Annotated in this window: 16 protein-coding genes; 15 read left to right on the plus strand and 1 reads right to left on the minus strand. The window is 64.2% G+C overall.

Features of this window, described 5'->3' with window-relative positions; all coding sequences use genetic code 11:
• Nucleotides 1–3: 3 nt before the first annotated feature.
• The 9 genes from rnhB to ispD all read left to right on the plus strand — a co-directional run bounded on the left by rnhB (nucleotide 4) and on the right by ispD (nucleotide 12,122).
• A complete protein-coding gene (gene rnhB / locus CAG31_RS12415) occupies nucleotides 4–630 on the plus strand; it encodes a ribonuclease HII (protein WP_085581759.1) in 627 nt (208 codons plus the stop codon).
• Between the two features lie 76 nt (nucleotides 631–706).
• Nucleotides 707–4,228 carry a DNA polymerase III subunit alpha gene (gene dnaE / locus CAG31_RS12420; protein ID WP_085581401.1) on the plus strand — a complete coding sequence of 1,174 codons (3,522 nt, stop codon included), beginning with the start codon at nucleotides 707–709 and terminating at the stop codon, nucleotides 4,226–4,228.
• A gap of 138 nt (nucleotides 4,229–4,366) precedes the next feature.
• A complete protein-coding gene (locus tag CAG31_RS12425) occupies nucleotides 4,367–5,314 on the plus strand; it encodes an acetyl-CoA carboxylase carboxyltransferase subunit alpha (RefSeq protein WP_085581403.1) in 948 nt (315 codons plus the stop codon).
• 131 nt (nucleotides 5,315–5,445) lie between these two features.
• Nucleotides 5,446–6,768 (plus strand): tRNA lysidine(34) synthetase TilS, encoded by a 1,323-nt coding sequence (gene tilS / locus CAG31_RS12430; protein WP_085581405.1) that lies wholly within the window; start codon nucleotides 5,446–5,448, stop codon nucleotides 6,766–6,768.
• Nucleotides 6,769–7,042: 274 nt separating this feature from the next.
• Nucleotides 7,043–8,674 (plus strand): CTP synthase, encoded by a 1,632-nt coding sequence (locus CAG31_RS12435; RefSeq protein WP_085581407.1) that lies wholly within the window; start codon nucleotides 7,043–7,045, stop codon nucleotides 8,672–8,674.
• A 4-nt stretch (nucleotides 8,675–8,678) separates the two neighbouring features.
• A complete protein-coding gene (gene kdsA / locus CAG31_RS12440) occupies nucleotides 8,679–9,524 on the plus strand; it encodes a 3-deoxy-8-phosphooctulonate synthase (RefSeq protein WP_085581409.1) in 846 nt (281 codons plus the stop codon).
• 156 nt (nucleotides 9,525–9,680) lie between these two features.
• Nucleotides 9,681–10,970 carry a phosphopyruvate hydratase gene (gene eno / locus CAG31_RS12445; RefSeq protein WP_085581411.1) on the plus strand — a complete coding sequence of 430 codons (1,290 nt, stop codon included), beginning with the start codon at nucleotides 9,681–9,683 and terminating at the stop codon, nucleotides 10,968–10,970.
• A gap of 169 nt (nucleotides 10,971–11,139) precedes the next feature.
• Nucleotides 11,140–11,418, plus strand: coding sequence for a cell division protein FtsB (gene ftsB / locus CAG31_RS12450; RefSeq protein ID WP_085581413.1), 279 nt, complete (start codon nucleotides 11,140–11,142; stop codon nucleotides 11,416–11,418).
• Nucleotides 11,415–12,122 (plus strand): 2-C-methyl-D-erythritol 4-phosphate cytidylyltransferase, encoded by a 708-nt coding sequence (gene ispD / locus CAG31_RS12455; protein ID WP_085581415.1) that lies wholly within the window; start codon nucleotides 11,415–11,417, stop codon nucleotides 12,120–12,122. The genes ftsB and ispD overlap by 4 nt, the downstream gene beginning before the upstream one ends.
• Before the next feature lie 142 nt (nucleotides 12,123–12,264).
• Here ispD and CAG31_RS12460 read toward each other — a convergent pair whose 3' ends face one another.
• On the minus strand, nucleotides 12,265–13,161 hold the full coding sequence (locus tag CAG31_RS12460; RefSeq protein WP_085581417.1) for a LysR substrate-binding domain-containing protein: 897 nt from the start codon (nucleotides 13,159–13,161) through the stop codon (nucleotides 12,265–12,267).
• 106 nt (nucleotides 13,162–13,267) lie between these two features.
• Between CAG31_RS12460 and CAG31_RS12465 the strand changes: the two genes are divergently transcribed.
• The 6 genes from CAG31_RS12465 to CAG31_RS12490 all read left to right on the plus strand — a co-directional run bounded on the left by CAG31_RS12465 (nucleotide 13,268) and on the right by CAG31_RS12490 (nucleotide 18,287).
• Entirely contained in the window at nucleotides 13,268–14,380 is a 1,113-nt protein-coding gene (locus CAG31_RS12465; protein ID WP_085581419.1) for an S-(hydroxymethyl)glutathione dehydrogenase/class III alcohol dehydrogenase, read from the plus strand.
• 65 nt (nucleotides 14,381–14,445) lie between these two features.
• Nucleotides 14,446–15,291: an S-formylglutathione hydrolase gene (gene fghA / locus CAG31_RS12470; protein ID WP_085581421.1), complete on the plus strand. Its 846-nt coding sequence runs from the start codon at nucleotides 14,446–14,448 to the stop codon at nucleotides 15,289–15,291.
• A 53-nt stretch (nucleotides 15,292–15,344) separates the two neighbouring features.
• A complete protein-coding gene (gene ispF / locus CAG31_RS12475) occupies nucleotides 15,345–15,818 on the plus strand; it encodes a 2-C-methyl-D-erythritol 2,4-cyclodiphosphate synthase (RefSeq protein ID WP_085581423.1) in 474 nt (157 codons plus the stop codon).
• Nucleotides 15,815–16,873, plus strand: a complete 1,059-nt coding sequence (truD, locus tag CAG31_RS12480) for a tRNA pseudouridine(13) synthase TruD (RefSeq protein ID WP_085581425.1) — start codon at nucleotides 15,815–15,817, stop codon at nucleotides 16,871–16,873. Before ispF ends, truD begins: the two co-directional genes overlap by 4 nt.
• Nucleotides 16,861–17,610, plus strand: coding sequence for a 5'/3'-nucleotidase SurE (gene surE / locus CAG31_RS12485; protein WP_085581427.1), 750 nt, complete (start codon nucleotides 16,861–16,863; stop codon nucleotides 17,608–17,610). Before truD ends, surE begins: the two co-directional genes overlap by 13 nt.
• Nucleotides 17,611–17,651: 41 nt before the next feature.
• On the plus strand, nucleotides 17,652–18,287 hold the full coding sequence (locus CAG31_RS12490; protein WP_170929962.1) for a protein-L-isoaspartate(D-aspartate) O-methyltransferase: 636 nt from the start codon (nucleotides 17,652–17,654) through the stop codon (nucleotides 18,285–18,287).
• Nucleotides 18,288–18,450 lie beyond the last annotated feature (163 nt).

Raw genomic sequence — 18,450 nt, forward strand, 5'->3', positions numbered from 1 at the left:
AGCATGCAGATGGGCCTGGATTTCACCCTGGTCGCCGAAGTCGAAGAACTGGTGGCCGGTGTCGACGAGGTCGGCCGTGGCCCGTTGTGCGGCGCGGTGGTGACGGCGGCGGTGATCCTCGATCCTAACCGGCCGATCCAGGGCCTGAACGACTCGAAGAAGCTCACCGAAGCCAGGCGCGAGAAACTGTTCGACGAAATCAAGGAAAAGGCCCTGAGCTGGTGCATCGCCCGGGCCGAGGTCGAAGAGATCGACGAACTGAACATCCTCCATGCCACCATGCTGGCCATGCAGCGGGCCGTCGCCGGCCTGCACATCCAGCCGAAGCTGGCGATGATCGACGGCAACCGTTGCCCGAAACTGCCGATGCGTTCCGAAGCGGTGGTCAAGGGCGACAGCAAGGTGCCGGCCATCGCGGCGGCCTCGATCCTGGCCAAGGTCAGCCGCGACCGCGAGATGGCGGCGTTCGAGCTGACCTACCCGGGCTACGGCATCGGCGGCCATAAGGGCTATCCGACGCCCGTTCATCTGGAAGCGTTGGTGCGCCTGGGGCCGACGCCGATCCACCGGCGTTCGTTCGCGCCGGTGCGTCAGGCCTACGAGGCGCTGGAAGGCCTGGCGCCGGTTTAGGCCCATGGCTGATGTTTTGTTCGAGGCCCGGTACAATCCGGGCCTTGTTGTTTCCATGTAACTGGACAGGATCACTATGCCGGCTTCATTCGTTCACCTACGCCTGCACACTGAATACTCCCTGGTCGACGGGCTGGTGCGGATCAAGCCGCTGGTCAAGGCGCTCACCGGCATGAACATGCCGGCCGTTGCGGTCACCGACCAGAACAACATGTGTTCCCTGGTCAAGTTCTACAAGGCCGCCATGGGCGCCGGGATCAAGCCGATCTGCGGGGCCGACCTGTGGCTGTCGAACAAGGATCCGGACGGCCCCCTGAGCCGGATCAGCCTGCTGGCGATGGACGCCCTGGGCTACCGCAACCTCACCGAGCTGATTTCCCGCGGGTTCATCGACGGCCAGCGCAACGGGATGATCATCATCGAGCGCCAGTGGGTGGTCGAGGCCAGCGCCGGCCTGATCATGCTGTCGGCGGCGAAGGAGGGCGAGATCGGCATGGCCCTGATCGCCGGCAACCCGGCCGAGGCCGAGGCATTGACCCGCGAATGGATGGCGGTGTTTCCCGACCGCTTCTACCTGGAGATCCAGCGCACCAACCGCGTCAACGACGAAGAGCAGCTGCACGGCGCCGTGGCTCTGGCCGACAAGCTCGGCGCGCCGCTGGTGGCGACCAACGATGTGCGCTTCATCAAGCCGGAAGACTTCGAGGCCCACGAGACCCGCGTCTGCATCGGTGAAGGCCGCGCCCTCGACGACCCGCGCCGCTCGAAGAACTACAGCGATCAGCAATACCTCAAAAGCGCCGAGGAAATGGCCGAGCTGTTCAGCGACCTGCCCGACGCGCTGGAAAACACCGTCGAGATCGCCAAACGCTGCAACATCGACGTGAAGCTGGGCAAGCACTTCCTGCCCGACTATCCGATCCCCGACGGCATGACCATCGACGAGTATTTCCGCAAGGTCTCGTTCGACGGCCTGGAGGAGCGCCTGTCGGTGCTGCTGCCCAAGGACACCACCGAAGACTACGACGCCAAGCGTCAGGTGTATGTCGACCGGCTGAATTTCGAGCTGGACATCATCATCCAGATGGGATTCCCCGGTTACTTCCTGATCGTGATGGACTTCATCCAGTGGGCCAAGAACAACGGCGTGCCGGTGGGCCCCGGACGGGGTTCGGGCGCCGGTTCGCTGGTGGCCTACGTGCAGAAGATCACCGACCTCGACCCGCTGGAATACGACCTGCTGTTCGAACGTTTCCTCAACCCGGAGCGGGTCTCCATGCCCGACTTCGACGTCGACTTCTGCATGGACGGCCGTGACCGGGTGATCGACTATGTGGCCGACAAGTACGGCCGCAACGCGGTGAGCCAGATCATCACCTTCGGCTCCATGGCCGCCAAGGCGGTGGTGCGCGACGTGGCCCGGGCCCAGGGCAAGTCGTTCGGCCTGGCGGACCGCCTGTCGAAGATGATTCCGTTCGAGGTCGGCATGACCCTCGAAAAGGCCTACGAGCAGGAAGAGATCCTGCGCGACTTCCTCAAGGTCGACGAAGAGGCCCAGGAAATCTGGGACATGGCCCTCAAGCTCGAAGGCGTGACCCGCGGCACCGGCAAGCACGCCGGCGGCGTGGTGATCGCGCCCACCAAGCTCACCGACTTCTCGCCGATCGCCTGCGATGAAGAGGGCGGCGGCCTGGTCACCCAGTTCGACAAGGACGACGTGGAGGCGGCCGGCCTGGTGAAGTTCGACTTCCTCGGCCTGCGGACCCTGACGATCATCGACTGGGCGCTCAAGACCATCAACCGCGACCGCGCCAAGACCAACGAGGCGCCGCTGGACATCGCGTTCATCCCGCTCGACGACAAGCCGACCTACAGCCTGCTGCAGAAGGCCGAAACCACGGCGGTGTTCCAGCTCGAATCCCGCGGCATGAAGGAGCTGATCAAGAAACTCAAGCCCGACTGCCTCGAAGACCTCATCGCACTGGTGGCCCTGTTCCGTCCGGGCCCTCTGCAATCGGGCATGGTGGACGACTTCATCAACCGCAAGCACGGCCGCGCCGAGCTGGCGTACCCGCATCCGGACTACCAGTACGAAGGCCTGCAGCCGGTGCTGGCGCCGACCTACGGCATCATCCTGTACCAGGAACAGGTGATGCAGATCGCCCAGGTCATGGCCGGCTACACCCTCGGCGGCGCGGACATGCTGCGACGGGCGATGGGTAAAAAGAAGCCCGAGGAGATGGCCAAGCAGCGCGGCGGCTTCATCGAAGGTTGCGCGTCCAACAACATTGATGCGGACCTGGCGGGCAACATCTTCGACCTGGTGGAGAAATTCGCCGGTTACGGCTTCAACAAATCCCACTCCGCCGCCTACGGCCTGGTGTCGTACCAGACCGCGTGGCTGAAGGCCCACTACCCGGCGCCGTTCATGGCGGCGGTGCTGTCGGCGGACATGCACAACACCGACAAGGTCGTGACCTTGATCGAAGAAGTGCGCACGATGAAGCTGCGCCTCGACGCGCCGGACGTGAACACCTCGGAGTTCAAGTTCACGGTGAACGACGACGGGCGCATCGTCTACGGCCTCGGCGCGATCAAGGGCGTCGGCGAAGGCCCGGTGGAGGCGATCACCGAAGCGCGCCAGGACGGCCCGTTCAAGGACCTGTTCGACTTCTGCGCCCGCGTCGACCTCAAACGCATCAACAAGCGCACCCTGGACGGCCTGATCCGCAGCGGCGCGCTGGACCGCCTGGGTCCGTACTTCCATGACGAGCAGAAGGCCTACCAGGCCAACATCGACCGCAACCGCGCGGTGCTGCTGGCATCTATGGAAGAGGCGATCAAGGCCGCCGAACAGACCGCGCGCACCCACGACAGCGGCCACGCCGACCTGTTCGGCGGGCTGTTCGTCGAAGAGGACGCGGATGTCTACGCCAGCCACCGCAAGGCCCGGGAGCTGACCCTCAAGGAACGCCTCAAGGGCGAGAAGGACACCTTGGGCCTGTACCTCACCGGCCACCCGATCGACGAATACGAAAGCGAGATCCGCCGCTTCGCCCGTCAGCGCATCATCGACCTGAAGCCTGCGCGGGATACCCAGACCATCGCCGGCATGATCATCGCCCTGCGGGTCATGAAGAACAAAAAGGGCGACAAGATGGGCTTCATCACCCTCGACGACCGCTCCGGGCGGATCGAGGCGTCGCTGTTCGCCGATGCGTTCCACTCCGCCCAGTCGCTACTGCAGACCGACGCGATGGTGGTGGTCGAAGGCGAAGTCAGCAACGACGACTTCTCCGGCGGCCTGCGCCTGCGGGTCAAGCGGGTGATGAGCATGGAAGAGGCGCGCACCAGCCTGGCCGAGAGCCTGCGCCTGAAACTGCAGACCCAGGACCTGAAGGGCGATCAGCTACGCTGGTTGGGCGAGTTGCTCAAGCGCCACCGCGGGGCTTGCCCGATCACCATGGAATACACCAGCCCCGATGCGAAGACCTTGCTGCAGTTCGGCGAGAGCTGGCGGATCGATCCGGCGGACGCCCTGATTCAAGCCCTGCGTGACCAGTTCGGACGAGACAACGTCTTCCTCCAATACCGTTGACCGGCAGGTGATATCAGATCGCCTGTCCGCAACCTGAACTTTTAATCTCGACCTCGACGCGCCTGTCCCTTAAGGTAGGGCGCGAACAGACAACCGGCCGGCCCAAGCTTGCTTGGACGCGACCCTAGACGGACGCCTATGAACCCGAATTTTCTAGATTTCGAACAGCCGATCGCCGACCTGCAAGCCAAGATCGAAGAATTGCGCTTGGTCGGTAACGACAATTCGCTGAATATCGGCGATGAGATCTCCCGCCTGCAGGACAAGAGCAAGACGCTGACCGAAGACATTTTCGGCAAGCTGACCAGCTGGCAGATCGCACGTCTGGCGCGTCACCCGCGCCGTCCGTACACCCTCGACTACATCGACCACATCTTCACCGAGTTCGACGAACTGCACGGTGACCGTCACTTCTCCGACGACGCGGCCATCGTGGGCGGCGTGGCACGTCTGGACGACCAGCCGGTGATGGTGATCGGTCACCAGAAGGGCCGCGAAGTGCGCGAGAAGGTGCGCCGCAACTTCGGCATGCCGCGTCCGGAAGGCTACCGCAAGGCCTGCCGCCTGATGGAAATGGCCGAACGCTTCAAGATGCCGATCCTGACCTTCATCGACACCCCGGGCGCCTACCCGGGCATCGACGCCGAAGAGCGCAACCAGAGCGAAGCGATCGCCTGGAACCTGCGCGTCATGGCGCGCCTGAAGACCCCGATCATCGCCACCGTGATCGGTGAGGGCGGTTCCGGCGGCGCACTGGCCATCGGCGTGTGCGACCAACTGAATATGCTGCAGTACTCGACCTACTCGGTGATCTCGCCGGAAGGCTGCGCCTCGATCCTGTGGAAAACCGCCGAGAAGGCGCCGGACGCCGCCGAAGCCATGGGCATCACCGCCGAGCGCCTGAAGGGCCTGGGCATCGTCGACAAGGTGATCAACGAGCCGCTGGGCGGCGCCCACCGCGACTTCGCTGCCGCTTCCGCCTCGATCCGCGCCGAGCTGATCTCGCAACTGGCGATGCTGAAGAAGTTCGACAACGACGCGCTGCTGGCCCGCCGTTACGAGCGTCTGATGAGCTACGGTCTCTGATCGAACAGGCCGTATCCATGTGGGAGCGAGCCTGCTCGCGATAAGGGTTAACATTCAACGCACCTGTTGTTTGTTCAATCGCTTTCGCGAGCAGGCCCGCTCCCACATTTCATTTGTGCGATGTGTCCTCCATGACCCGGATCGATCTGTCTGACCGACTTCTGCGCACCCTGACGCCCTGGCGAACGGCTGCCGCCTGGCGCATCGCCTTCTCCGGCGGACTCGACTCCACCGTCCTGCTGCACCTGCTCGCCCGTCTGGCGAAGACCGAAACCCTGCCGCCCTTGAGCGCCCTCCATGTCCATCACGGCCTTCAGGCCGCCGCAGAGGCGTGGCCGGAGCATTGCCGAGCCTTCTGCGATGCGCTGGGCGTGCCGTTGCGGGTGGTGCGCGTGCAGGTTCGGCCCGGTGCGAGCCTGGAGCGCGCGGCGCGTGATGCGCGTTACGCAGCGTTCGACGCAGCGATCGGCCGCAACGAAGCCCTGCTGACCGGGCAGCACCGTGACGATCAGGCGGAGACCTTGCTGTTTCGTCTGCTGCGGGGGGCGGGGGTGAGAGGGTTATCCGCGATGCCGGTGCACAGGCCGCTGGGGCAGGGCAGCCTGGTACGTCCGTTGCTCGATGCGGGAAGGGGCGAACTGGAAGCCTACGCACGGGCCCATCAGCTGACCTGGATCGAGGATCCGTCGAATCAGGACACGCAGTTCTCCCGCAACTATCTGCGTCATCAAGTGATGCCTTTGCTCGCCGCCCGCTGGCCGCAGGCGACGGCCAGCCTGGTGCGCAGCGCTGCACATGCGCGGGAGGCGCAAGGCTTGCTGGATGAGCTGGCGCAGCTCGACCTGAACGATGCGCGCACCCCGGACGCCTTCGACTGGCTGGGCGTGCCCTCGTTGGCGCTGGCCCCGTTGGCCGGTTTGTCCGCCGCCCGCCAGCGCAATGCCCTCAGCCATTGGCTGGCGCCGCTGACCCGCTTGCCGGATACCGACCATTGGTCGGGTTGGTCGGACCTGTGCGAGGCCGCCGTCGATGCGGCGCCGGTCTGGCGTCTGGCCGACGGTGAACTGCATCGCAGCGCCGGCCGCCTCTGGTGGCTCAGCGGGCAATGGCTGCTCACGCCGGTGGCCGCAGACGCTTGGCCTGATCCTGCGAGGCCGCTGCGCCTGGCCGATAACGGGCGTGTCATGTTGCTGGGGCAGACTCCTGCCGGGCCGCTCAGGATCGCTTACCGGCAGGGCGGCGAGACGATGCGCCTGCCCGGACGCGGCGGGCGCGACCTCAAGCGCCTGCTCAACGAGCGCGGCGTTCCGGCCTTCGTGCGTGGCAGATTGCCGCTGCTGTTCCGCGGCGAGGAACTGCTCGCCGTGGCGGACCTGCCGGGGCTCGACGGCAGTGCGCAGGACGGCTGGCGACTGCATTGGCAGCCTTCGGATGAAGATCAAGGTTTGAGATGAAAGGGGCATTCCGGTAGACTACGCTCCCTTCTTGATACAACTTCTGTGGATTCGCCTGAATTGCAGGAGTTGCCGATTACCAAGCAGTCTTTGCTGGGCGATTCCAAAAAATGTGTAGCGAGCTACGTACCGGTGTTTTCACTTCCGGTCTGTCCCAACGCGGCGGTTTTTTTGAAAGGTGCACTGTGATTAATGCAGGTGATCGGGGGCTTCGGCCTTCCTTCGCTTTCCCCGGCGGCTCGGACCGCTTTAACGCAGACTTCTAGGGTTTTTCATGACGCGCTACATATTCGTCACGGGCGGTGTTGTTTCTTCATTGGGGAAAGGCATTGCCTCGGCTTCATTGGCGGCCATCCTGGAGGCGCGGGGGCTCAAGGTCACCATGCTCAAGCTGGATCCGTACATCAACGTCGATCCGGGCACCATGAGCCCGTTCCAGCACGGTGAAGTGTTCGTCACCCACGACGGCGCCGAGACCGACCTCGACCTGGGCCACTACGAGCGGTTCATCCGCACGACCATGACCCAGAACAACAACTTCACCACCGGTCGCGTCTACGAGCACGTGCTGCGCAAAGAGCGCCGCGGCGACTACCTGGGCGCCACCATCCAGGTGATCCCGCACATCACCGACGAGATCAAGCGTCGCATCATCAAGGGCGCCGGCGATGCCGACGTGGCCCTGGTGGAGATCGGCGGCACCGTCGGCGACATCGAGTCGCAACCGTTCCTCGAAGCCATCCGTCAACTGCGGGTGGAAGTTGGTTCCAAGCGCGCGATGCTGATGCACCTGACGCTGGTTCCTTACATCGCCACCGCCGGCGAGACCAAGACCAAGCCGACCCAGCACTCCGTGAAGGAACTGCGCTCCATCGGCCTGCAGCCTGACGTGCTGATCTGCCGCTCCGACCATCCGGTGGATGTGTCCTCGCGCCGCAAGATCGCCCTGTTCACCAACGTTGAAGAGCGTGCGGTGATCTCCCTGGAAGACGTCGACACCATCTACAAAATCCCGGCCGTGCTGCACGCCCAGGGCCTGGACGACTTCGTCGTCGAGCGCTTCGGCCTGCAGTGCAACGGCGCCGACCTGTCCGAGTGGGAAAAGGTCGTCGACGCCAAGCTCAACCCTGAGCACGAAGTCACCATCGCCATGGTCGGCAAGTACATGGAGCTGCTGGACGCCTACAAGTCGCTGATCGAAGCGATGAGTCACGCCGGCATCACCAACCGCACCAAGGTCAACCTGCGCTACATCGATTCCGAAGACATCGAGAACCAGGGCACCGCGCTGCTGGAAGGCGTCGACGCGATCCTGGTGCCGGGCGGCTTCGGCTTGCGTGGCGTGGAAGGCAAGATCACCGCCGTCCAGTACGCCCGTGAGAACAAGGTGCCGTACCTGGGCATCTGCCTGGGCATGCAAGTGGCGGTCATCGAGTTCGCCCGCAACGTGCTGGGCTGGAAAGACGCCAACTCCACCGAGTTCGACCGCGCCAGCGGCCACCCGGTCGTGGGCCTGATCACCGAGTGGGCCGATGCCACCGGTGCGGTCGAGACCCGCAGCGAAGCCTCCGACCTGGGCGGCACCATGCGTCTGGGCGCGCAGGAATGCCTGCTGGAGTCCGGCTCCAAGGTGCACGACTGCTACGGCAAGGACGTGATCGTCGAGCGTCACCGCCACCGCTACGAAGTGAACAACAACCTGCTGCCGCAGATCATGGAAGCCGGCCTGAAGATCTCCGGCCGCTCCGGTGACGGCGCGCTGGTCGAAGTGGTCGAGGCACCGGATCATCCGTGGTTCGTCGCCTGCCAGTTCCACCCTGAGTTCACCTCGACCCCGCGTGACGGCCATCCGCTGTTCAGCGGTTTCGTCAAGGCCGCGTTGGCTCAACACCAGAAGAAGGCGTAACCCGATGGCACAGAAGATCATCCGCGTCGGCGACATCGAGATTGCCAACGACAAGCCCATGGTGCTGTTCGGCGGCATGAACGTGCTGGAAAGTCGCGACATGGCCATGCAGGTTTGCGAGGAATACGTGAAGGTCACCGAAAAGCTCGGCATCCCTTACGTGTTCAAGGCCAGCTTCGACAAGGCCAACCGGTCTTCTGTGACCTCGTACCGCGGTCCTGGCCTGGAAGAGGGCTTGCGCATCTTCCAGGACATCAAACAGGCCTTCGGCGTGCCGATCATCACCGACGTCCATGAGCCCGACCAGGCCCTGCCCGTCGCCGAGGTCTGCGACATCATCCAGCTGCCGGCCTTCCTGTCGCGCCAGACCGACCTCGTGGTCGCCATGGCCAAGACCGGCGCGGTGATCAACATCAAGAAAGCCCAGTTCCTCGCGCCCCAGGAGATGAAACACATCCTGAACAAGTGCGTGGAGGCGGGCAACGATCAGTTGATCCTCTGCGAGCGCGGTTCGAGCTTCGGCTACAACAACCTCGTGGTCGACATGCTCGGCTTCGGGATCATGAAGCAGTTCGAATACCCGGTGTTCTTCGACGTGACCCACTCGCTGCAGATGCCGGGAGGTCGTTCCGACTCCGCCGGCGGGCGCCGCGCCCAGGTCACCGACCTGGCCAAGGCGGGCATGAGCCAGTCGCTGGCCGGGCTGTTCCTCGAAGCGCATCCGGATCCGGACAACGCCAAATGCGACGGCCCTTGCGCCTTGCGCCTGGACAAGCTGGAGCCGTTCCTGGCCCAGCTCAAGGCCCTGGACGAACTGGTGAAGAGTTTTCCGACGGTAGAGACCGCGTAAGCCTCATTTCTCCGGTAAAGTACCGCACGATTCCTGGCTCAGACCTTCGGGTTTGAGCCTTGTCGTCTGCAAGACTGCCTGCTGCACACCCCTTGCCGACGGTCAAAGATTTCCTCTAGCTGCGTCGTTTTCGTCAACTTTGGAGTGTTTACAACAATGGCAAAAATCGTCGACATCAAAGGTCGTGAAGTTCTCGACTCCCGTGGCAACCCCACCGTGGAAGCGGACGTGCTTCTCGATAACGGCATCATCGGCAGCGCCTGCGCGCCGTCCGGTGCTTCCACTGGCTCGCGTGAAGCGCTCGAGCTGCGTGATGGCGACAAGAGCCGTTACCTGGGCAAGGGTGTGCTCAAGGCGGTAGCCAACATCAACGGTCCGATCCGCGAACTGCTGCTGGGCAAAGACCCAAGCGACCAGAAAGCCCTGGACCTGGCGATGATCAAGCTGGACGGCACCGAAAACAAGGCGACCCTGGGCGCCAACGCCATCCTCGCCGTGTCCCTGGCCGCCGCCAAGGCTGCCGCCCAGGACCAGGACCTGCCGCTGTACGCGCACATCGCCAACCTGAACGGCACTCCGGGCGTCTACTCGATGCCGGTTCCGATGATGAACATCATCAACGGCGGCGAACACGCCGACAACAACGTCGACATCCAGGAATTCATGGTGCAGCCGGTCGGCGCCAAGTCCTTCTCCGAAGGCCTGCGCATGGGCACCGAGATCTTCCACCACCTCAAAGCCGTGCTGAAGGCCCGTGGCCTGAACACCGCCGTGGGTGACGAAGGCGGTTTCGCGCCTAACCTGGCCTCCAACGAAGACGCGCTGTCGGCCATCGCCGAAGCGGTCGCCAACGCCGGCTACAAGCTGGGCACCGATGTGACCCTGGCCCTGGACTGCGCGGCCAGCGAGTTCTTCGAAGACGGCAAGTACAACCTGTCCGGCGAAGGCAAGTCCTTCGACGCCGCCGGTTTCGCCGACTACCTCAAAGGCCTGACCGAGCGCTTCCCGATCATCTCGATCGAAGACGGCCTGGACGAGTCCGACTGGGCTGGCTGGAAGATCCTGACCGACAAGATCGGCGACAAGGTGCAACTGGTCGGCGACGACCTGTTCGTGACCAACACCAAGATCCTGAAGGAAGGCATCGAGAAGAACATCGCCAACTCGATCCTGATCAAGTTCAACCAGATCGGCACCCTGACCGAAACCCTGGAAGCCATCCAGATGGCCAAGGCCGCCGGCTACACCGCCGTGATCTCGCACCGTTCCGGCGAAACCGAAGATTCGACCATCGCCGACCTGGCCGTGGGTACCTCGGCCGGCCAGATCAAGACCGGTTCCCTGTGCCGTTCCGACCGCGTCTCCAAGTACAACCAACTGCTGCGTATCGAAGAGCAGTTGAACGGCAAGGCCAAGTACAACGGTCGCGGCGAGTTCCGCGGCTGAGCCTTGAACGTAAAAGGACACCGGATTGTGTCGGAAAAGTCGTGACAGCGATGGATTTGCCACTAATCTGATGCCTTATCAGCACAAGCCTGGATCTTCCAGGCTTCGTGCTATCAGATGCTTCAACGTTTTGCGTGGCTGTCTTTTTTCACTGGATACCTGATATTCGATGCGCAGTCCCTATTGGTTGTTTCTCGTCCTGCTTCTGCTGCTGGCCGGTCTGCAATACCGCCTGTGGGTGGGTAACGGCAGCCTGGCGCAAGTGGCCGAGCTGACTCAGCAAATCGACGACCAGCGCGCCGAGAACGAAGCCTTGCTGGAGCGCAACCGGGTGATGGACGCCGAGGTCAGCGAGTTGAAGAAAGGCATGGAGACCGTTGAAGAGCGGGCTCGCCATGAGCTGGGCATGGTCAAGGACGGCGAAACCCTTTACCAGTTGGCCCAATGAGCGATTTTCTGCCGGCCTTCTGGGCCGTGATTCCTGCTGCGGGCATCGGTGCCCGTATGGCCGCGGACCGTCCCAAGCAATACCTGCAACTGGGCGGACGCACCATTCTCGAACACAGCCTCGGCTGTTTCCTCGATCACCCGAGCCTCAAGGGCCTGGTGGTCAGTCTTGCTGTCGATGATCCTTACTGGCCGGGCCTGGCCTGTGCCGGCGACGCGCGCATTCAGCGGGTCGACGGCGGCGCCGAGCGTTCAGGTTCGGTGCTCAATGCCTTGCTGCACCTGCATGCCCAGGGCGCCAACGATGAGGATTGGGTGCTGGTGCACGATGCGGCGCGCCCCAACCTGAGCCGCAATGACCTGGACAAGCTGCTCGCCGAGCTGGCGCATGACCCGGTCGGCGGGTTGCTGGCGGTCCCGGCGCGGGACACGCTCAAGCGCGTCGACAAACAGGGGCGCGTGGTCGAAACCGTCGACCGCAGCGTGATCTGGCAAGCCTACACGCCGCAGATGTTTCGCCTGGGTGCGTTGCACCGGGCGTTGGCCGACAGTCTGGTGGCGGATGCGGTGATCACCGACGAAGCCTCGGCGATGGAGTGGGCCGGCCTTGCTCCGCGCCTGATCGAAGGGCGGGCGGACAACCTCAAGGTGACCCGGCCGGAAGACCTGGAGTGGTTGCGTCAGCGTTGGGCGAACCGGCGCTGAGTGCAGGTGGTGTCCGTTAGATAGCCATCGCGGGCAAGCCCGCTCCCACAGGTCTTGGGCACTTCACGGTCACTGTGGGAGCGGGCTTGCCCGCGATGGCGTCGGTGGGGGCACCGCAGAATCTCGGATGATCCACCCGTGTTCAGTTGCGGTACTCCGGCCGTTGCGCCAACCCTTCCTTGAGAAAATCCACCAGCTTGCGCACCTTCGGCGACAGGTGCCGCTGCTGCGGGTACAGCGCCCACACCGCGGTGTTCGGCGGCTGATGGGCCTCCAGCAGCGAAATCAGCGCGCCGCTGTGCAGATGCTCCAGCACGTAGTAGTCCGGCAACTGACACAGCCCCACCCCTTGCAAAGCCGCATCCAGCACCGCTTGCCCGCTGTTGCAGCGCCAGTTGCCCTGCACCCGCTGGGCGAATTCCCGCCCGTTCTGCTCCAGTTGCCAGATGTCCGAACTGCCGATCAGGCAATTGTGCCGGCTCAGCTCCGACAGGCTGTGGGGGCGGCCGTACCGTTCAAGGTAGGAGGGCGATGCGCACAGGTACATGCGCCGCGGCGCCAGCCGGGTGGCGACCAGCCGCGAATCCTGCAGGCGGCCCAGGCGGATCGCCAGGTCCAGGCCTTCGTGAACCAGGTCGAGCTGGCGGTTGGTCAGCTCGATGTCGACCCGCAGTTGCGGGTAGTGACCCATGAACCGGGTCACCAGCGGCACGATGAAGCGTTCGCCGTAGGCCACGGCGCAGGTCATGCGCAGCATGCCTTTGGGCTCGCTGGCCAGGTCGCCGACGGCCCGCAGCGCTTCTTCGCGGCCGTCCTGCAGACGCTGGCAATGCTGCAGGAATGTCTGCCCGGCTTCGGTCAGCGTCACCCGCCGTGTACTGCGGTAGAGCAAGCGGGTCTGCAGGCGTTCTTCCAGCCGCGCGATCTGGCGGCTGATGTGCGAAGAGGAAACGCCCAAGCGTTCGGCGGCGGCGGTGAATTGGCTGCATTCGGCCACGGCGACGAACTCGTCGATGCCTTCCCAGCGGTTTTCGGACATCGGATTATCCCTGTGCGGCAATAATGTTTTGCTTTTGTCCGGATTATTCACTCTCAGGTCGTGGATTACACTCCTTGTCTCGTTTTAATTCACTGGGAGAGTCAGGATGATCAAGTCGCGCGCCGCCGTAGCCTTCGGGGCCAAGAAGCCGCTGGAAATCGTTGAAGTCGATGTCGCCATGCCGAAGGCCGGCGAGGTGCTGCTTCGCGTGGTGGCCACCGGGGTGTGCCACACCGACGCCTACACCCTGTCCGGCGCTGATCCGGAAGGGATCTTCCCGTCGATCCTCGGCCATGAAGGCGGTGCGATCGTCGAGGCCATCGGTGAAGGCGTGACGTCGGTGGCGGTGGGCGACCACGTGATTCCGCTGTACACCCCGGAATGCGGCCAGTGCAAATTCTGCAAGTCGGGCAAGACCAACCTGTGCCAGGCCATTCGCGCCACCCAGGGCAAAGGCCTGATGCCGGACGGCACTTCGCGCTTTTCCTACAAGGGCGAAACGATTTTCCACTACATGGGAACCTCGACGTTCTCCGAGTACACCGTGCTGCCGGAAATCTCCGTGGCCAAGATTTCCAAGGACGCGCCGCTGGAGAAGGTCTGCCTGCTCGGTTGCGGCGTCACCACCGGTATCGGTGCGGTGATCAACACCGCCAAGGTCCAGCCGGGCGATACCGTGGCCATCTTCGGCCTGGGCGGCATCGGCCTGTCGGCGGTGATCGGCGCAGTGAAGGCCAAGGCTTCGCGCATCATCGCCATCGACATCAACCCGGCCAAGTTCGAGATCGCCAAGCAACTGGGCGCCACCGATTGCGTGAACCCGAAAGACTTCGATCGTCCGATCCAGGAAGTGATCGTCGACATGACCGACGGCGGCGTCGACTTCTCCTTCGAGTGCATCGGCAACGTGCAACTGATGCGCGCCGCGCTGGAATGCTGCCACAAGGGCTGGGGCGAGTCGGTGATCATCGGCGTGGCCGGTGCCGGCCAGGAAATCGCCACCCGTCCGTTCCAGCTGGTGACCGGCCGCGTCTGGCGCGGTTCGGCGTTCGGCGGCGTGCGCGGTCGCAGCGAGCTGCCGAGCTACGTCGACATGGCCCAGAGCGGCGAGATCCCGCTCGACACCTTCATCACCCACACCATGGGCCTGGAAGACATCAACAAGGCTTTCGACCTGATGCACGAAGGCAAGAGCATCCGTACCGTCATCCATTTCTGATCAATCGCGGCAAGGCGCGGCTGCGGAGGTGTTCGCCGGCAGCCGCGTCCGCGTAGGAGCCTTACATGAGTCTGGAAAACATCTCCTGTCAGAAAAGTTTCGGCGGCTGGCACAAGCGCTACCGGCACCGCTCCGACGTGCTGGGCTGCGACATGGTGTTCGCCGTGTACCTGCCGCCGCAGGCGGAGCAGGGCGGCAAGCTGCCGGTGCTGTATTGGCTGTCGGGGCTGACCTGCACCGACGAGAACTTCATGCACAAGGCCGGCGCCCTGCGCATGGCCGCCGAGCTCGGCCTGATCATCGTGGCGCCGGACACCAGCCCGCGCGGCGCCGAGGTGCCGGGCGACCCGGACGGGGCATGGGATTTCGGCCTCGGCGCCGGGTTCTATCTCAATGCCACCCAGGAGCCTTGGTCCCGGCACTATCGGATGCATGACTACGTCGTGCAGGAATTGCCTTCGCTGGTCGAGGCGCATTTCCCGGCGTCTGACAAGCGCAGCCTCAGCGGCCACTCCATGGGCGGCCACGGTGCGCTGGTGTGTGCCTTGCGCAATCCGGGGCGTTACCGCTCGGTGTCGGCGTTTTCGCCGATCAGCAATCCGATGGACTGCCCATGGGGCCAGAAGGCGTTCTCCCGCTACCTCGGCGAAGACCGCTCGAAGTGGCGCGAGTGGGATGCCTGTGCGCTGATCGCCGAGGCCGAAGAAAAGCTGCCGTTGCTGGTCGATCAAGGCGACCGCGATGATTTCCTGGCCAACCAGCTCAAGCCGGAGGCCCTGCAGCAAGCGGCAAGACAAGCGGGACATCCGCTGACGTTGCGCCTGCAGCCGGGTTACGACCACAGTTATTTCTTCATCTCAAGCTTCATCGACGACCACTTGCGACATCACGCACGCGCGCTAGGCGCCTAATGCCCGTCAAAGCAGGTAGAATCACGCCCTGACCAAAATCGGGGCGTTTTTTTATGCGTATTGGCCACGGCTACGATGTTCACCGTTTCGCTGAAGGCGATTTCATTACTCTGGGCGGCGTGCGGATCGCACACGGCTTCGGGCTGCTCGCCCACTCCGACGGTGACGTCCTGCTGCACGCCTTGAGCGACGCCCTGCTCGGCGCCGCGGCGCTGGGCGACATCGGCAAGCATTTCCCGGACACCGATCCGCAGTTCAAGGGCGCCGACAGCCGTGCGCTGCTGCGCCACGTGGTCGGCCTGATCCATGCCAAGGGCTGGAAGGTCGGCAACGTCGACAACACCATCGTGGCCCAGGCCCCGAAAATGGCGCCCCACATCGAAACGATGCGCGCCCTGATCGCCGCCGACCTCCAGGTGGAGCTCGACCAGGTCAACGTGAAGGCCACCACCACCGAGAAGCTGGGCTTCGTCGGTCGTGAGGAAGGCATCGCCGTCCATTCCGTCGCGTTGTTGCTGCGCGCATGAACGAACTGCAATTGCTCGGCCCTCGGGCCCACGGCGACGTGCTCGGCACGGCGGTGCTCAAGGCCGTCGCCGAAGACTTCCAGGTCGATGAAGTGCTCGACATCCCGTTCACCGGCGACGGCGAGCACCTGTGGATCTGGGTGGAAAAGCGCGGTTTGAACACCGAAGAGGCGGCGCGCCGGATCGCCAAGGCCGCCGGCGTGCCGTTGCGCACAGTGAGCTATGCCGGGCTCAAGGATCGTCAGGCCCTGACCCGTCAGTGGTTCAGCGTGCAGCTGCCGGGCAAGGCCGATCCGGATCTGTCGGCGGCGGAAAACGATACGCTCAAGATCCTCAAGACCACCCGCCACAAGCGCAAGCTGCAGCGCGGCGCGCACTCGGCCAACGGCTTCACCCTGCGCCTGACGCAGCTCGCCGGCGACAAGGCGGCCCTTGAGGAGCGCCTGCAACGCATCGCCCGGCAGGGCATCCCGAACTACTTCGGCGCCCAGCGCTTCGGCCATGACGGCGGCAATGTGGTCGATGCCCGCTCCTGGGCTGCGCGCAAGGCATTGCCGGAGCAGCGCAACGTGCGCTCGCGGCTGCTGTCGGCGGCGCGCAGCTTCCTGTTCAACCAGGTGCTGGCGGCGCGGGTCGCCGACGGCTCCTGGCAGCGCGCCCAGGTCGGCGACTTGCTGGCGTTCACCGACAGCCGCAGCTTTTTCCCGGCTGGCGAAGCCGAATGCAGCGATCCGCGCCTGGCGATTCTCGACCTGCATCCGACCGGTCCCCAGTGGGGCGAAGGTGACTCGCCGGCGGCCGGCGCAGTCCATGATCTGGAGCAGGGGATCGCCGCGCGCGAAGCGGACCTGCGCGATTGGTTGATTCACGCCGGCATGAGCCACGAACGTCGCATCCTGCGACTGCCCATTGGCGGGTTGACGTGGCATTATCCCGAGCCTGACATTCTGCAACTGGAATTCGTCCTCCCGGCCGGATGCTTCGCCACCGCATTGGTGCGCGAACTCGTTGATCTGGTGCCGGTGGGGCAGACGGACAGCCCATGCGTATTCTGATTTCTAACGACGATGGGGTAACCGCACCCGGACTCGCCGCGCTGTATGGTGCGCTGGCGGATTACACCGAATGCGTGGTTATCGCCCCGGAGCAGGACAAGAGCGGCGCCAGCAGTTCGCTGACGCTCGACCGTCCGCTGCATCCGCAATACCTGGCCAACGGTTTCATCGGCCTCAACGGCACGCCGACCGATTGCGTGCACCTGGGGCTCAACGGCTTGCTGGAGCGCGAGCCGGACATGGTGGTCTCGGGCATCAACCTGGGCGCCAACCTGGGCGATGACGTGCTGTATTCCGGAACGGTGGCGGCGGCCCTCGAGGGGCGTTTCCTCGACCGCCCTTCGTTTGCCTTCTCGCTGGTGTCGCGGCAGGCGGAAAACCTGCCCACGGCCGCCCATTTCGCGCGCAAACTGGTGGAGGCCCATGCCGGGCTCGACCTGCCGCCGCGCACGGTGCTGAACGTGAACATCCCTAACCTGCCGATCGAGCGCATCCGCGGCGTTCAGTTGACCCGCCTGGGCCATCGCGCCCGTGCGGCGGCGCCGATGAAGGTGGTGGATCCGCGCGGCAGGGCCGGCTACTGGATCGCCGCCGCCGGCGACGCCGAGGACGGCGGCCCGGGCACCGACTTCCACGCGGTGATGCAAGGTTATGTGTCCATCACGCCGTTGCAGCTCGATCGCACGTTCAACGATGCATTCAGAAGCCTGGACGGCTGGCTGGAGGGGCTGAACTGATGGCTCGCGAACAAGACGACAGGCTGCGCAGCGGCATCGGCATGACCTCCCAGCGCACCCGTGAGCGCCTGATCCAGCGCCTGTACGAAGAAGGGGTGTCCAACGCCAGCGTGCTGGAGGTGATCCGCCGCACGCCGCGCCACCTGTTCGTCGATGAGGCGCTGGCCCACCGCGCCTACGAAGACACCGCGCTGCCGATCGGCAACAACCAGACCATTTCCCAGCCTTATATGGTGGCGCGCATGAGCGAGCTGCTGCTGGAGGCGGGGCCGCTGGACAAGGTGCTGGAGATCGGCACCGGTTCCGGCTACCAGACGGCGGTGCTGTCGCAGCTGGTGGAGCGGGTGTTCTCGGTCGAGCGGATCAAGGTCCTGCAGGATCGGGCCAAGGAGCGCCTGGTCGAGCTGAACCTGCGCAACGTGGTGTTCCGTTGGGGCGACGGCTGGGAAGGCTGGCCGGCGCTGGCGCCGTACAACGGCATCATCGTCACGGCGGTGGCCACGGATGTGCCCCAGGCCTTGCTCGACCAATTGGCGCCGGGCGGTCGGATGGTGATACCGGTCGGTTCGGGGGAAGTGCAGCAACTGATGCTGATCGTGCGTGAAGAGCACGGCTTTTCCCGGCACGTCCTGGGGGCGGTCCGCTTCGTGCCTTTGCTCAACGGACCGCTGGCCTGAGTCTCTTTTTCGAGGCGCTGAATTCCTGTCGTCCGGCCCGGTCTTACACCGGCGGCGATTGCGTAAACACTGCCGATCGTCATCAGGCAAACGTGTGCGCGACGGCAGTTCGCTTCATTAAAGGTAAAGCGGCTGCGGCCCGTTATACTTGCGACACTTCACG

The organism is Pseudomonas sp. R25(2017) (genome assembly GCF_002112565.1).
GTDB lineage: Bacteria > Pseudomonadota > Gammaproteobacteria > Pseudomonadales > Pseudomonadaceae > Aquipseudomonas > Aquipseudomonas ekonensis.

What these genes read in the sequence shown, in the direction of transcription:
- truD (WP_085581425.1), top strand. Translation starts at nt 15,815, where the DNA reads ATGAACGAACTGCAATTGCTCGGCCCTCGGGCCCACGGCGACGTGCTC.
- kdsA (WP_085581409.1), top strand. Translation starts at nt 8,679, where the DNA reads ATGGCACAGAAGATCATCCGCGTCGGCGACATCGAGATTGCCAACGAC.
- fghA (WP_085581421.1), top strand. Translation starts at nt 14,446, where the DNA reads ATGAGTCTGGAAAACATCTCCTGTCAGAAAAGTTTCGGCGGCTGGCAC.
- CAG31_RS12460 (WP_085581417.1), bottom strand. Translation starts at nt 13,161, where the DNA reads ATGTCCGAAAACCGCTGGGAAGGCATCGACGAGTTCGTCGCCGTGGCC.
- eno (WP_085581411.1), top strand. Translation starts at nt 9,681, where the DNA reads ATGGCAAAAATCGTCGACATCAAAGGTCGTGAAGTTCTCGACTCCCGT.
- rnhB (WP_085581759.1), top strand. Translation starts at nt 4, where the DNA reads ATGCAGATGGGCCTGGATTTCACCCTGGTCGCCGAAGTCGAAGAACTG.
- CAG31_RS12435 (WP_085581407.1), top strand. Translation starts at nt 7,043, where the DNA reads ATGACGCGCTACATATTCGTCACGGGCGGTGTTGTTTCTTCATTGGGG.
- ftsB (WP_085581413.1), top strand. Translation starts at nt 11,140, where the DNA reads ATGCGCAGTCCCTATTGGTTGTTTCTCGTCCTGCTTCTGCTGCTGGCC.
- CAG31_RS12490 (WP_170929962.1), top strand. Translation starts at nt 17,652, where the DNA reads ATGACCTCCCAGCGCACCCGTGAGCGCCTGATCCAGCGCCTGTACGAA.
- surE (WP_085581427.1), top strand. Translation starts at nt 16,861, where the DNA reads ATGCGTATTCTGATTTCTAACGACGATGGGGTAACCGCACCCGGACTC.
- dnaE (WP_085581401.1), top strand. Translation starts at nt 707, where the DNA reads ATGCCGGCTTCATTCGTTCACCTACGCCTGCACACTGAATACTCCCTG.
- tilS (WP_085581405.1), top strand. Translation starts at nt 5,446, where the DNA reads ATGACCCGGATCGATCTGTCTGACCGACTTCTGCGCACCCTGACGCCC.
- ispD (WP_085581415.1), top strand. Translation starts at nt 11,415, where the DNA reads ATGAGCGATTTTCTGCCGGCCTTCTGGGCCGTGATTCCTGCTGCGGGC.
- ispF (WP_085581423.1), top strand. Translation starts at nt 15,345, where the DNA reads ATGCGTATTGGCCACGGCTACGATGTTCACCGTTTCGCTGAAGGCGAT.
- CAG31_RS12465 (WP_085581419.1), top strand. Translation starts at nt 13,268, where the DNA reads ATGATCAAGTCGCGCGCCGCCGTAGCCTTCGGGGCCAAGAAGCCGCTG.
- CAG31_RS12425 (WP_085581403.1), top strand. Translation starts at nt 4,367, where the DNA reads ATGAACCCGAATTTTCTAGATTTCGAACAGCCGATCGCCGACCTGCAA.